Raw genomic sequence first — 13858 nt, forward strand, 5'->3', positions numbered from 1 at the left:
CTTTATTAAGGATGAGCTGTTATGCGCATGGGGTTGCTGTTATTCGCTTTATTGCTGGTGGGCTGTAGCCATCATGCACCGCCCATTAACAGTCGCCTCTCTGACTCCATCACCGTGATAGCGCAACTCAGAGATCAACTGGGAAGCTGGCGGGGCACGCCTTACCGTTATGGTGGCATGAGCCGCGGCGGGGTGGACTGTTCAGGCTTTGTCTACCTGACGTTTCGCGACAGGTTTGATCTGCAACTTCCCCGCACCACTTCCGCACAAAGCGATATCGGCACCCGCATCAGCAAAGACGATCTCTTGCCCGGTGATCTGGTGTTCTTCAAAACGGGGAGTGGTGAAAATGGCCTGCATGTGGGCATTTATGACACGGATAACGCTTTCATCCATGCGTCCACCAGTCAGGGCGTAATCCGCTCTTCGCTGGATAATGTCTACTGGCGGAAGGTCTTTTGGCAGGCGCGCCGCATCTAATTTCTCCGCTGGAAAACCAGTGGATTTGTGCGGATTAAATCAGAAAAAAAACGGACCTGGAAAAATATTCTTAATTCGGATTTAACCGGTTCGTTTTATTTATAACACCGGACCTAAGAATGTTTTTCACGGTTAACAGAATTGTTCCTGGAATTATTTGGCTTAAAGTTTATTTTTTTAGCCTAACGGTAATGAAGCGATAAAAATATCCATCTCATCAGTCCTTTGCTACTATTGCCAGTATGTTTTTAATCATATACGATGCACTATCGCCACATATTCTGGCTGTAAAATGAAAATTCACCTGTCTGCCGACTACCAGTCGGAAATTTGGTTTTATGCCGCCTGTTCTCAGGAAGGGCACTTAACCGCCATTGAGCTGGCTACGCAGTTCGTGCACGAGAGTGCGCCGATCACGTTGCCGCAGGATGTTCTGTTGCCTCAGCTTGATGAGACACAGCGCCTGCGCCTGCTGCAGCGCCAGATCTCGCTGCTGGAAAAACACCAGACGTTTTTTGAAACCCATCACCTGCTGGCTTTTATGCCTGTCGATGAGGGCATGGCGAACACCATTCTCGAGAGTGAGTTTCTGACGCGCAAAATAAAACAGCTTCCTTTTATAATGCTGGATATCAGCGAAACGTTTCTCTCGCTGAATTTGGGAAAAAATAACCCATTAATCGCCGCGTTAAATCGTGAGTTTAAATTGTCTCTGTCCCATTTTGGCGCAGGGAAATCCTCCACGACAGCCGTTTACGATAATCTGTTTAGCTGTATCAGACTGGATAAACACTTTATTCACTCACTGTCTAAACGTGCTTCTTTTTTACCATTTATGCAGAGCATCATCGATAATTTCCGCAGCCATTGCGATCGGATGATTATTTGTGGTGTGGATGATGAAATTTTACTGGATAAAGTTAGCCAGCTCAGTAACGTCCACCTCCAGGGCGCGCTGTTTCCAGTGGTTAAATCAGACGCCTTTGAGACGTTAATCTACTCTGAGCAATTCCTGCACACTCCCTGATACTCGCACGCCTGCCGCCTGTCCAATCCTGGTCATCAACGCTACACTGTGGGTTTTATCACACGATACCCGGTGTCGTTGGGAGAATTGATGATCTTTGATAACAGCTGGTTTCGTGAGCTTCCTGGCAGCTATACCGCGTTAAACCCTACGCCACTTGCGGGCGGCCGACTGCTGTATCACAACGCGCCGCTGGCGAAGGCAATGGCACTGGACAGCGCATTGTTTTCCGGGCAGGGCCATGGCGTGTGGTATGGTGCCGCGTTATTACCCGGCATGGCACCGCTGGCCCAGGTCTACAGTGGGCATCAGTTCGGCGTCTGGGCCGGTCAGTTGGGGGATGGCCGCGGTATTCTGCTGGGCGAGCAGCGGCTGGAAGACGGTTGCAGGCTCGACTGGCACCTGAAAGGTGCCGGGCTAACGCCTTATTCGCGCATGGGCGACGGTCGTGCCGTGGTACGCTCCACGGTGCGTGAATTTCTCGCCTCTGAAGCGCTGCATCATTTAGGCATTCCCACCACGCGCGCACTCACCCTTGCCGTTAGCGACGAGCCCGTTTACCGCGAGACCGCCGAACGTGGCGCGATGCTGATGCGTATTGCACCGAGTCACCTGCGCTTTGGGCATTTCGAACACTTTTTTTACAGCCAGCAGCCGGAACAGGTCAAACAGCTGGCAGACTATGCCATTCGCCACCACTGGCCGCAGCTGGTGGATGAGGCCGATCGTTATCAGCTGTGGTTTGCCGATATCGTGCTGCGCACTGCGCGACTGATCGCCCAGTGGCAAAGCGTGGGCTTCGCTCATGGCGTAATGAATACCGACAACATGTCGATCCTCGGCCTGACCCTCGATTACGGTCCCTATGGTTTTCTGGATGACTATCAGCCGGATTATATCTGCAATCACAGCGATTATCAGGGCCGCTACAGCTTCGAGAATCAGCCCATGATTGGCTTATGGAACCTCAACCGTCTGGCCCATGCGTTATCGGGGTTAATGAGTACCGAACAGCTCAAACAGGCCTTAAGCGGCTATGAGAATGCGCTGATGCGCGTCTGGGGAGAGCGGATGCGGGCGAAGCTGGGCCTGCTGACGGCCGATGCCGGGGATAATGAGATTCTTACCGAATTACTCAGCTTAATGAGTCAGGAACGCAGCGACTATACGCTCACGTTCCGTCTGTTAAGTGATACGCAGCAGGCGGAGAGCCGTTCGCCACTGCGGGATGAATTTATCGATCGTTCTGCTTTTGATCGCTGGTATCAGCGCTACCGTCAACGCCTGCTGCAGGAGCAGGTTGGCGATGCCGAACGGCAGCAGGTGATGAAAGCCGCCAATCCAGCCGTGGTGCTGCGTAACTACCTTGCTCAACAGGTGATAGACGAGGCGGAGAAGGGAGAGAGCGGCGCGTTGGCGCGTTTACATCAGGCGCTTCAGCAGCCTTTTAGTGACGCGGCGGCCGCTGAATATCGTCAACGGCCACCGGACTGGGGCAAGACACTGGAGGTCAGCTGCTCAAGCTGATTTACAGACGGTGAGAAACCGCCTCAGCTAACAGCGCAAGGACCTCTTCGCTGTCCTGCCAGCTGAGGCAGGGATCGGTGATCGACTGACCGTAAGTCAGGGGTTCACCGCTCACCACTTTTTGATTGCCTTCCTCAATAAAACTTTCAATCATTACCCCGGCAACGGCGCGAGAGCCGCTTTTAATCTGCCCGGAGACGTCCAGTGCAACATCGCGCTGACGGCGATGCTGCTTGAGGCAGTTGCCGTGGCTGAAATCAATCACCAACTGCTGCGGCAGACCAAACTCAGCTAAACAGGCAGCGGCTTCGGCAACGTCGCCTGCATGATAATTAGGCTGTTTGCCGCCACGCAGAATCACATGGCCGTGCGGATTCCCGCTGGTCTGGTAAATCGTCATCTGACCTTGTTTGTCGGGCGACAGAAACATATGGCTGGCACGGGATGCACGAATGGCATCCACGGCAATGCGGACGTTTCCATCTGTTCCGTTTTTAAAACCGACCGGGCAGGAGAGCGCCGAGGCCATTTCACGATGGATCTGGCTTTCGGTGGTCCGGGCGCCAATTGCCCCCCAGCTAATCAGATCGGCAATAAACTGGCCGATCACCATATCCAGGAATTCGGTGGCGGTCGGTAAACCCAACGCATTGATATCAATCAGTAGCTTGCGGGCGATGCTGATGCCGCGATTAACGTCAAAGCTGCCGTCCAGATCGGGATCGGAAATCAGGCCTTTCCAGCCCACAACCGTGCGTGGTTTTTCGAAATAGGTGCGCATCACGATTTCCAGCCGATCCTGATAACGCTCACGCAGGGCGACCAAACGCTGAGCGTAGTCCAGCGCGGCGACAGGGTCATGCAGCGAACAGGGGCCAATCACCACCAGCAGACGGGGATCTTCTCCGGTCAGAATGCGGGCAATGCGCTTGCGTGCGGCGGTGATGTTATCGGCCATGGTAGTCGAAAGCGGGTGTTCAGCTGCCAGACTGGCAGGGGAAATCAGGCTGCCAATGCGCGCGGTGCGCAGTTCATCAGTTTTGTTCATGGTGTTCTCTAAGCTTTTTCTTCGCAGCGGTGAAATACCGGGAAGTGATGATGGTCACAATAAACCATTAGCCTGCGAATTCAAGCGACAACATGATAATGAAAGTCAAAATGACGGCAGCGGGACGTTACAGCGCCGCCTTCGGCAATTGACTAATACATGCGGCGCGTCAGGCCCATAATATCGAGGATTTTCGTCGCAATCTCTTCCACAGAGTAGTTGGTACTGTTGAGGTAGCGAATCTGGTGAGTGCGAAACAGCGCTTCAACTTCACCCACTTCCAGTCGACACTGGCGCATAGAGGCATAGCGGGTATTTTCTGCGCGCTCCTGACGAATGGCCGCCAGGCGTTCCGGATCGATCGTCAGGCCAAACAGCTTGTGCTGATGCTGACGCAGGGCGGGAGGCAATTTCAGATTATCCATGTCGTCGGCGATAAACGGATAGTTAGCAGCACGGATACCGAACTGCATGGCAAGATACAGGCTGGTGGGTGTTTTGCCGCAGCGCGAAACGCCTAACAGGATCACCTGCGCATCCTCCAGGCCGCGCAACGAAATGCCGTCATCATGCGCCAGCGTGTAATCGATTGCCGCAATACGGGCGTCGTATTTGCCGAGATTGCTGGCATCAAGCCCGTGGGTGCGGTGCGCAACCGGTGCCGGTGACAACCCCAACTCCTGCTGAAGCGGCGCGACCAGTGCCTGCACAATGTCCTGGCAGAAGCCTTCGCTCTGCACAATGATGTCACGGACTTCAGGCGTAACGATGGAAAAAAACACCAGTGGGCGCACGCCGCTTTGCTGATAAAGCGCATTGATTTGCGCCTTAACGGCCTGCGCACGCTGTACGTTTTCAACAAACGGCAGGGTCACGCTCGTGGTGTTAACCGGAAACTGAGATAACACGGCATGGCCTAATACTTCGGCTGTAATTGCTGTCCCGTCGGAGATGTAGAAAACGCTTCTGTCGGTGGTCATAAGTCGTGCCTCGGGCAGGGAAGTCGTAAAAACAAGTGAGATAATATAAGCATGCCTTCAGGGGCAAGTGTAGTCTGGGGCATCGTTTCCCTCTCGCTTTTGCATCATGACGTCACGTATTCCCCCCTTTTTTGCGCCATTAAAACCGCCTCAGGCGACAGACAACGCCTGTGTTTGTTGCGCAACAAAAACGCCGCATAACAGGCAGTAAAAAAAATAATGAGCGAATTATCAGCGTATTAGCAAAAAATAAGGGCCTTGCGCAACGCTGAAAAAAACCAGGCGCAATTCTGAAACTGTGTCTGAGAATCTGCTTTAACGATTCAACAGATCGTGTTTAATCAGACGTTATGCCAGGCTGGATTTGTTAATAGCAGGATTTTCCATGTGCCCATTCATTAATAAAGGATCAGTTCAATGTCCAATAAAGGCGAACAGCCGTTAGTACTTTGGTACAACCAGCTTGGCATGCATGATGTTGATCGGGTGGGAGGCAAAAATGCTTCTCTGGGTGAGATGATTACCAATTTGTCATCTCTGGGCGTGTCCGTTCCCAACGGTTTTGCGACCACCTCCTGGGCCTTTAATCAGTTTCTTGAGCAGAGCGGTCTGAACCAGCGTATTTATGCTTTGCTGGATGACACCAATATTGATGATGTGGATCAACTGGCGAAGGCGGGTAAGCAGATACGCCAGTGGGTAGTCGAAACCCCGTTCCAGCCTGAACTGGAAGCCGCGATTCTTTCGGCCTATGAGCAGCTCTCTGCCGACGATGCTGAGGCATCCTTCGCCGTGCGCTCATCCGCCACCGCCGAAGATATGCCTGACGCGTCCTTTGCCGGCCAGCAGGAAACTTTCCTGAACGTGCAGGGCATTGAGTCAGTCATGGTGGCAGTGAAACACGTTTATGCCTCACTGTTTAACGATCGCGCCATCTCCTATCGCGTCCATCAGGGTTACGACCATCGCGGCGTGGCGCTGTCGGCGGGGATTCAGCGCATGGTGCGATCCGATCTGGCGTCCTCAGGGGTCATGTTCACCATTGATACCGAATCGGGCTTTGATCAGGTGGTGTTCATTACCGCCGCGTTGGGCCTGGGTGAAATGGTGGTACAGGGCGCGGTGAACCCGGACGAGTTTTATGTGCACAAGCCGACGCTGGCCGCGAAACGTCCCGCTATCGTTCGCCGCAACATGGGCTCGAAAAAGGTGCGGATGGTTTACGCCGACTCGCGTGAACATGGCGAGCAGGTGCGCATCGAAGATGTGGCGGAAGCCGAGCGCGATCGTTTCTGTCTGAGCGATGCCGAAGTGGAGGCGTTGGCCCATCAGGCGGTACTGATTGAGCAACACTACAAGCGCCCGATGGATATTGAGTGGGCCAAAGACGGCCACACCGGGAAGTTATTTATTGTCCAGGCGCGCCCTGAAACCGTGCGTTCCAACGGTCAGGTCATGGAGCGTTACAGCCTGCAGGGACAGGGCAAGGTGGTGATTGAAGGCCGTGCGATTGGTCACCGCATCGGCGCCGGTACCGTCAAGGTCATTCACGATATCAGCGAAATGAACCGCATCGAAAAAGGTGACGTGCTGGTGACCGATATGACCGATCCCGACTGGGAACCGATCATGAAAAAAGCCTCCGCCATTGTGACGAACCGCGGCGGCCGTACCTGCCATGCCGCGATTATCGCGCGTGAGCTGGGCATCCCGGCGGTGGTTGGCTGTGGCGATGCCACCGAGCGGCTGAAAGAGGGACATACCGTTACCGTATCTTGTGCTGAGGGCGATACCGGCTATGTCTACGATGAACTGCTCGACTTCGACGTCACCAGTTCGCAGGTTGATACCATGCCGGACCTGCCGCTTAAAATCATGATGAACGTGGGCAACCCGGATCGCGCGTTCGATTTCGCCTGTTTGCCAAACGAAGGGGTTGGTCTGGCGCGGCTGGAATTTATTATCAACCGCATGATCGGCGTGCATCCAAAAGCGTTGCTGGAGTTCGATCAGCAAACCCCTGAACTGCAGAAGCAGATTCGTCAGATGATGAAAGGTTTTGACGATCCGGTTGAGTTTTACATCGCCCGTCTGACCGAAGGGATCGCGACGCTGGGCGCGGCGTTCGCGCCGAAGCGCGTTATTGTCCGCCTGTCGGATTTTAAAACGAACGAATATGCCAATCTGGTGGGTGGAGAACGTTACGAACCCGAAGAGGAAAACCCGATGCTGGGGTTCCGTGGCGCAGGCCGCTATGTCTCCGAGAGTTTCCGCGACTGTTTCGCGCTGGAGTGCGAAGCGGTGAAGCGCGTACGCAACGAGATGGGGCTGACCAACGTGGAAATCATGGTGCCCTTTGTGCGTACGGTCGATCAGGCTCAGGCGGTGGTAGAGGAATTGGGTCGCCAGGGACTGAAGCGCGGCGAGAACGGGCTCAAGGTCATTATGATGTGTGAAATCCCCTCGAATGCCCTGCTGGCCGAGCAGTTTTTACAACACTTTGACGGTTTCTCCATCGGCTCTAATGATATGACTCAGCTGGCGCTGGGGCTGGATCGCGACTCCGGCGTGGTATCGGCCTTGTTTGATGAGCGTAATGAGGCGGTCAAAGCGCTGCTGTCCATGGCGATTCAGGCGGCGAAAAAACAGGGCAAATACGTAGGAATATGCGGTCAGGGGCCGTCAGATCATCAGGATTTCGCGGCCTGGTTGATGGAGCAGGGCATCGACAGTCTGTCTCTGAATCCGGACACCGTGGTGGAAACCTGGTTAAGCCTGGCGGCGCTAAACAAACCCGCCTGAGGTGATGGATAACCTCCGATGCCAGAAGGCCAGCGCAAGCTGGCTTTTTTTTTGCTTTTTGACAGGCAAAAAAAAGCCCATCACAGGGGATGGGCAAAGACTACACACAGCAATTCTTTACGCTACTCAGGGGAAATTAGGGCGTTTAGAAATCAGTAACTTGATTTCCAACATAGGAAACATGGTATTCACACGGCTCGCTGGCGTCTTTAAGAATCCTCTTATTAGTTTAAAGGAAATAATATTTTGACGGCTAGGGAGAGCGTTTCGGACCGTTATTATGTTTAGAAAGTAATCATTTTAAGGCGGGAGAGGGGCTAAAGGCGTAAAACATGCGTTTTATCTTAAAGTACGCTAATGAAAAAAAGGCTGGCGATATCTTAATCAGCCAGCCCACTTAACGAGTACTAATCATATAAAAGGAGGGATCAGGGCTTTTGCTCCGGTGATTCACTTACCACGCTTAGCGGATCGGCCTGCGGCGCAGGCACTTCATGCATCCAGACAGAGACCAGTCGGTAAGAGACAGCCAGCACAACCGGCCCGATAAACAGGCCGATCATACCAAACGCGATTAATCCCCCAATAACGCCGGACAGAATCAGAATCAGCGGCAGATCGGCGCCCATACGAATCAGCACCGGCCGCAAAATATTGTCCAGCGTGCCCACAACACAGCTCCAGATCAGCAGTACCGTGCCCCAGGTGGTGTCTCCACTCCAGTAGAGATAAACAATCGCGGGCACCAGCACCAGCAGCGGGCCGATCTGCACCAGGCAGCAGAGGATCATCAACACGGTCAGCAAGGTGGCGTAGGGGATACCGGAAACGGCTAACCCGATACCGCCCAGTACGCCCTGCACCAACGCAGTGACGACAACGCCCAGCGCCACCGCGCGTACTGCCTGTCCGGCCAGCAATACGGCAGCATCACCGCGTCGGCCAGCCATGCGCCAGGCAAAATGCCGGATGCCCTGTGCCGCCTGCTCACCGCGCCAGTAGAGCAGTACGCTGAACAACAGCATCACGGCCAGGTGGATCATAAAACGGCCAAAGTGCCCGGCCTGCGCCACAAAAAAACCGGTGGTACGGCCAACATAAGGTTGTAACTTCGCCATGATCGCTGCGCCGCCGCCCGCCACCAGTTTCTGGTAACTGGCATACAGTTTCTCACCCACCATGGGAATATCGTTGAGCCAGCTCAGAGTGGGTAACATATGTCCCTGAGTCGCCCAGGCGATGACCGGTGCGCTGTTATCTATCAGGCTGTTAACCAGCAGGGCAACCGGGATGATAAACAGCAGGAGCAGCAGGATAGTCATCACAATGACCGCCAGCGAACGCCGCCCCCACAGCAGGCGCTGTATCTTCAGCATCAGGGGCCAGGTGGCAATAACCACCATGCTTGCCCAGGCGAAGCCCAATATGAATGGCTGGACAACCCACAAGCACGCGGCGATCAGGAGTAAAATAAAAATCAGGGTAAATAACATCTGGGGAAGATCAATCTGCCGTTCCAGGCTTTTCATCTTGTGCGTTACCTCATTGGAATTCGTCAACTCAGGGGATGACGCTGCCCCGTAATCATGGGCTATTTCAGGGCGTTTAAACAGGCTTGTAAAGAAAAGGTTTCAGCCCTTCCTGAAAAAACGACAGCGCGGTGGGAAATGTGATAAAACTGAGGATTAAAGCAAGATACAGACGCAAACCTACACAACATCTTTGGTCACATACTCCATGATCCCACAGATTTCTCAGGCACCGGGTCTTATCCAGCGGGTGCTGACATTTCTTGAAACCCTCAAAGCGCAGGGTTTCACCGGCGATACCGCCACCAGCTACGCCGACAGACTTTCGCTTTCAACCGATAACAGCATCTATCAGCTCCTGCCCGATGCGGTGCTTTTCCCGCGCTCGACGGCAGACGTGGCACTGATAGCCCGACTGGCGGGTGAAGCGGCGTTCTCCAGTCTGGTCTTCACCCCGCGCGGTGGCGGCACCGGGACCAACGGTCAGTCGCTCAATCAAGGCATCATTGTGGATATGTCGCGCCACATGAACCGCATCCTGGAAATCAATACCGAACAACGCTGGGTGCGCGTCGAGGCTGGGGTAGTCAAAGATCAACTTAATGCGTACCTGAAACCTTTTGGTTTCTTCTTTTCACCGGAGCTCTCCACCAGTAACCGCGCCACCCTGGGCGGCATGATTAACACGGATGCATCCGGTCAGGGCTCGCTGGTCTACGGTAAAACCTCTGACCATGTTTTAGGGCTCAGGGCCGTGCTGCTCGGCGGCGATATTCTGGATACCCGACCGGTGCCTACCGCGCTGGCTGAAAATCTGGCGCAAACGCCCACGCCTGAAGGCCGAATTTATCAGCAGGTGCTCACCCGCTGCCGTGAGCATCGCGAACTGATTCTGGAGAAGTTTCCTAAGCTCAACCGCTTCCTGACCGGTTACGACTTGCGCCACGTGTTTAGCGATGACATGCAGACCTTTGACCTGACGCGGCTGCTGTGTGGTGCAGAGGGAACGCTGGCGTTTATCAGCGAAGCCCGTCTGGATATCACGCCGCTGCCCAAAGTCCGGCGCGTGGTTAATATTAAATATGACGCCTTCGATTCTGCGCTTCGCAATGCCCCCCTGATGGTCGAGGCGCAGGCGCTGTCGGTGGAAACGGTTGACTCGAAAGTGCTCAATCTGGCGCGGGAAGATATTGTCTGGCATTCTGTGCGCGAGCTGATTACGGCTATCCCGGATAAAGAAATGTTAGGGCTGAATATCGTTGAGTTTGCCGGGGATGATGCCGGGCAAATCGATCGGCAGATTACACAGCTTTGCGCCCGTCTGGATACGTTGATGACGCAGCAGCAGGGCGGGGTGATCGGCTATCAGCTCTGTGACGATCTGGACGGTATTGAACGCATCTATAACATGCGTAAAAAGGCGGTGGGCTTACTCGGTAATGCCAAAGGCCGTGCCAAACCGATCCCCTTTGTTGAAGATACCGCCGTTCCACCTGAACACTTGGCCGACTATATTGTTGAGTTTCGCGCGCTTCTGGACAGCCATGGTCTGAGTTATGGCATGTTCGGTCACGTGGACGCCGGCGTGCTGCATGTCCGTCCGGCCCTGGATATGTGCGATCCCCATCAGGAAATGATGATGAAGCAAATTTCCGATGAGGTGGTTGCCTTAACGGCACGTTATGGTGGCCTGCTGTGGGGAGAACATGGCAAGGGATTCCGCGCGCAGTACAGTCCGGCCTTTTTTGGCGAAACGCTGTTTAACGAGCTGCGCCGCATTAAAGCGGCCTTCGATCCCCACAATCGTCTCAATCCCGGTAAGATTTGTACGCCTTTCGACAGCGAGGCGGCGATGATGCAGGTAGATGCGACGAAACGGGGCAGCTACGATCGTCAGATCCCCCTTCAGGTACGAGAAACCTGGCGCGGTGCGCTTGAGTGCAACGGTAACGGATTGTGCTTTAACTTCGATGCCCGCAGTCCGATGTGCCCGTCAATGAAAATCACCCGTAACCGCATTCACTCGCCGAAGGGGCGCGCGACCTTAACGCGGGAATGGCTTCGGTTGCTGGCAGAGCAGGGCGCCGATCCGGTGATGCTGGAGAAAAAGCTGCCGGAAAGTTCCCTGTCGCTTCGCGCGCTGATAAGCAGAATGCGCAATACCTGGTATGCCAATAAAGGGGAATATGATTTTTCGCATGAGGTGAAAGAGGCGATGTCCGGCTGCCTGGCCTGTAAAGCCTGCTCGACCCAGTGCCCGATAAAAATTGACGTTCCGGCCTTCCGCTCGCGTTTTTTACAGCTTTACCATACACGCTATTTGCGCCCGTTCAGCGACCATCTGGTGGCGGGCGTAGAAAGCTATGCGCCCCTGATGGCGAAAGCACCGGGGGTGTTTAACTTTTTCCTGAAACAGCCCTGGGCGACCTCATTCAGTAAGACACACATTGGCATGGTCGACCTGCCTTTATTGTCCTCGCCTACGCTCAAGCAGCAGTTGAGTGGTCATCCGGCGATGAATATGACGCTGGAGCAGCTCGAAGCGCTCAGTGAAACACAGCGAGCCCAAAAAGTGCTGGTGGTGCAGGATCCTTTTACCAGCTTCTATGAAGCCAAACTGGTACATGATTTTATCCGACTGATTGAGAAACTGGGATACCAGCCCGTTCTGCTGCCGTTCTCACCCAACGGCAAAGCGCAGCATGTGAAAGGCTTTTTGCAACGCTTTGCGCGTACGGCCAGTAAAACAGCCGATTTCCTGAATCGCGTGGCAAAGCTGGGCATGCCGATGGTGGGGATCGATCCGGCAACGGTGCTCTGTTACCGCGATGAGTATCACCAGATGTTGGGCGAGGCCCGTGGCGATTTCAACGTGCTTCTGGTACATGAGTGGCTCCATCAGGCGCTGCAGGAACGTGAGGTGCAGGTCACCAGCGGAGAAGCATGGTATCTGTTTGCTCACTGTACCGAAGTGACCGCTCTGCCGGGCACGCCCGGTCAGTGGCAGGCGATCTTCTCACGCTTCGGCGCAAAGCTCGAAAACATCAATGTAGGCTGTTGCGGCATGGCCGGCACCTACGGTCATGAGAGCCAGAACCTGGAGAACTCCCTGGGAATTTATGCGCTGTCATGGCATCCGCAATTGCAGAAACTGCCGCGCCAGCGCTGCCTGGCAACCGGTTTTTCCTGCCGCAGTCAGGTCAAGCGCGTGGAGGGCAACGGCATGCGTCATCCTCTTCAAGCTCTGCTTGAGTTAATCTGAAAAGGTGAGGCGACGCCGGACGCAGGTTGGATTAGAATATCCAGCTTGCGTGCCTGACGAATTCACTCTGCAATACGGTGGCTTGTTCCCATTCACCGGTTATCGCGAGTTGATGACACAGCTGAGTCAGGGAGAGTCGCGCCAACTGGTAAGCCTGGATGCGAAACAGCCGGTCACGATCCGGGTTTTGCATCTCCTGGACCAGCCGGTGGTGAAGTTTGCCCATGGCATGCAGATAACTCAGGTCATCGCCGTTCAACTGGCAGATCTCTGCCATGTCTAAACAGGTATCGTTAAACTGACGCAGTTGCTGAATCGTACATTCAGCCCGGTTGAGTTTGGCCTGTGCCAGGTAAAAATCAACGGTGAGATCGCGAACCGAAAAACGGAATTCATCGAGTTTATGTTGAAGCCAGGCTGAAACCGATAACGACATAACGCGCCTCAATGTTGAATGATAATAATTATCATATTCAACTGAAGCGGGAATGCAATTCCCCGGCAAGAAATTTTTTTCGATTTATCTCACCTGTCGGTATAATCGGAAATAACAATCTGTTTACATGCCAGAAAGGCGTAACCTATCAATACAGGCATTATCGTAAAGGTGCCATTTAAAAATTTACGATTTATTAACAGGTTACAGAACCCGAATTCAGTGGACGCTCGCCGATGCAAGCCTGGCTGCAGCGACTATGCTTAAGAAATGAGCTGTAAAAATAGCATCTTATGATTATCCCTGCAAAACAAGAGGTTGAAGTGATTTGTCAGATCACTACCATAGGGGGATAGCCTGAAAAGGTCCGGACTCAAGAGGTATCAACATGTCATCCGTGAATGCAGACTCTTTCTCACCCGACGAGTATGTGTGGAAAGGGTTAACGCTGACTGAAACCGCAGCGAAACAAATTCTAAATCTGGCCGCAGAAAACCCAGAAGTCAAGGGCCTGCGTTTAGCAATTAAACAATCCGGCTGTGCCGGTTTTGGTTATGTAATGGATCTGGTGAAGCAGCCAGAAGAGGATGATCTGCAGTTTAGTTACTACGGCGCAACCTTGTTTGTGCCGCTTCAGGCAATGCCGTTTATCGATGGCACCGAAGTGGATTATGTTCGCGAAGGCCTGAATCAGATTTTTAAATTCAATAACCCTAAAGCTCAGCACGCCTGCGGGTGCGGTGAAAGCTTTGGCGTCGAGTAAGTGA

At 53.7% G+C, this 13858-nt stretch carries 10 protein-coding genes and 1 other RNA gene; 6 read left to right on the plus strand and 5 right to left on the minus strand.

Annotation, left to right across the window (positions count from 1 at the left end):
* The first annotated feature begins 21 nt into the window (after positions 1 to 21).
* From NYE92_RS02500 to NYE92_RS02510, 3 genes are all read left to right on the plus strand, one after another.
* A complete protein-coding gene (locus tag NYE92_RS02500; RefSeq protein ID WP_013025584.1) occupies positions 22 to 480 on the plus strand; it encodes an NlpC/P60 family protein in 459 nt (152 codons plus the stop codon).
* Between the two features lie 292 nt (positions 481 to 772).
* Complete coding sequence (locus NYE92_RS02505) at positions 773 to 1507, plus strand: EAL domain-containing protein (RefSeq protein ID WP_014605963.1); 735 nt, start codon at positions 773 to 775, stop codon at positions 1505 to 1507.
* A gap of 90 nt (positions 1508 to 1597) precedes the next feature.
* On the plus strand, positions 1598 to 3034 hold the full coding sequence (locus NYE92_RS02510; protein WP_259018475.1) for a protein adenylyltransferase SelO: 1437 nt from the start codon (positions 1598 to 1600) through the stop codon (positions 3032 to 3034).
* Position 3035: 1 nt separating this feature from the next.
* On the opposite strand, the gene NYE92_RS02515 is transcribed toward NYE92_RS02510, so the two are convergent.
* Both NYE92_RS02515 and NYE92_RS02520 read right to left on the minus strand, forming a co-directional pair.
* Complete coding sequence (locus NYE92_RS02515; protein ID WP_013025587.1) at positions 3036 to 4082, minus strand: 3-deoxy-7-phosphoheptulonate synthase; 1047 nt, start codon at positions 4080 to 4082, stop codon at positions 3036 to 3038.
* A gap of 152 nt (positions 4083 to 4234) precedes the next feature.
* The gene (locus tag NYE92_RS02520; RefSeq protein WP_013025588.1) at positions 4235 to 5062 is read right to left on the minus strand and encodes a pyruvate, water dikinase regulatory protein; all 828 of its coding nucleotides are present in this window, start codon (positions 5060 to 5062) and stop codon (positions 4235 to 4237) included.
* A 417-nt stretch (positions 5063 to 5479) separates the two neighbouring features.
* Between NYE92_RS02520 and ppsA the strand changes: the two genes are divergently transcribed.
* Positions 5480 to 7864: a phosphoenolpyruvate synthase gene (ppsA, locus tag NYE92_RS02525; protein WP_013025589.1), complete on the plus strand. Its 2385-nt coding sequence runs from the start codon at positions 5480 to 5482 to the stop codon at positions 7862 to 7864.
* Positions 7865 to 7929: 65 nt separating this feature from the next.
* On the opposite strand, the gene rprA is transcribed toward ppsA, so the two are convergent.
* An RNA gene (rprA, locus tag NYE92_RS02530) (antisense sRNA RprA) lies at positions 7930 to 8038 on the minus strand.
* Between the two features lie 254 nt (positions 8039 to 8292).
* Positions 8293 to 9393, minus strand: a complete 1101-nt coding sequence (gene ydiK, locus NYE92_RS02535; RefSeq protein WP_014605961.1) for an AI-2E family transporter YdiK — start codon at positions 9391 to 9393, stop codon at positions 8293 to 8295.
* A gap of 208 nt (positions 9394 to 9601) precedes the next feature.
* Here ydiK and NYE92_RS02540 point away from each other — a divergent pair, with 208 nt between their 5' ends.
* Positions 9602 to 12655 (plus strand): FAD-binding and (Fe-S)-binding domain-containing protein, encoded by a 3054-nt coding sequence (locus NYE92_RS02540; protein ID WP_029568726.1) that lies wholly within the window; start codon positions 9602 to 9604, stop codon positions 12653 to 12655.
* 31 nt (positions 12656 to 12686) lie between these two features.
* Here NYE92_RS02540 and NYE92_RS02545 read toward each other — a convergent pair whose 3' ends face one another.
* Complete coding sequence (locus NYE92_RS02545; protein ID WP_259018476.1) at positions 12687 to 13091, minus strand: hypothetical protein; 405 nt, start codon at positions 13089 to 13091, stop codon at positions 12687 to 12689.
* A 388-nt stretch (positions 13092 to 13479) separates the two neighbouring features.
* On the opposite strand from NYE92_RS02545, the gene sufA reads away from it, so the two are divergent.
* On the plus strand, positions 13480 to 13854 hold the full coding sequence (gene sufA / locus NYE92_RS02550; protein ID WP_013025593.1) for a Fe-S cluster assembly scaffold SufA: 375 nt from the start codon (positions 13480 to 13482) through the stop codon (positions 13852 to 13854).
* Positions 13855 to 13858: the final 4 nt, after the last annotated feature.

Origin of the sequence: Pantoea sp. B566, assembly GCF_024793925.1 — a bacterium.
GTDB classification, from domain to species: domain Bacteria; phylum Pseudomonadota; class Gammaproteobacteria; order Enterobacterales; family Enterobacteriaceae; genus Pantoea; species Pantoea ananatis.

Excerpts from the sequence above, each read along its gene's own strand:
- NYE92_RS02510 (WP_259018475.1), top strand. The coding sequence starts at position 1,598 with ATGATCTTTGATAACAGCTGGTTTCGTGAGCTTCCTGGCAGCTATACC.
- NYE92_RS02505 (WP_014605963.1), top strand. The coding sequence starts at position 773 with ATGAAAATTCACCTGTCTGCCGACTACCAGTCGGAAATTTGGTTTTAT.
- NYE92_RS02500 (WP_013025584.1), top strand. The coding sequence starts at position 22 with ATGCGCATGGGGTTGCTGTTATTCGCTTTATTGCTGGTGGGCTGTAGC.
- sufA (WP_013025593.1), top strand. The coding sequence starts at position 13,480 with ATGTCATCCGTGAATGCAGACTCTTTCTCACCCGACGAGTATGTGTGG.
- NYE92_RS02545 (WP_259018476.1), bottom strand. The coding sequence starts at position 13,091 with ATGTCGTTATCGGTTTCAGCCTGGCTTCAACATAAACTCGATGAATTC.
- NYE92_RS02520 (WP_013025588.1), bottom strand. The coding sequence starts at position 5,062 with ATGACCACCGACAGAAGCGTTTTCTACATCTCCGACGGGACAGCAATT.
- NYE92_RS02540 (WP_029568726.1), top strand. The coding sequence starts at position 9,602 with ATGATCCCACAGATTTCTCAGGCACCGGGTCTTATCCAGCGGGTGCTG.
- ydiK (WP_014605961.1), bottom strand. The coding sequence starts at position 9,393 with ATGAAAAGCCTGGAACGGCAGATTGATCTTCCCCAGATGTTATTTACC.
- ppsA (WP_013025589.1), top strand. The coding sequence starts at position 5,480 with ATGTCCAATAAAGGCGAACAGCCGTTAGTACTTTGGTACAACCAGCTT.
- NYE92_RS02515 (WP_013025587.1), bottom strand. The coding sequence starts at position 4,082 with ATGAACAAAACTGATGAACTGCGCACCGCGCGCATTGGCAGCCTGATT.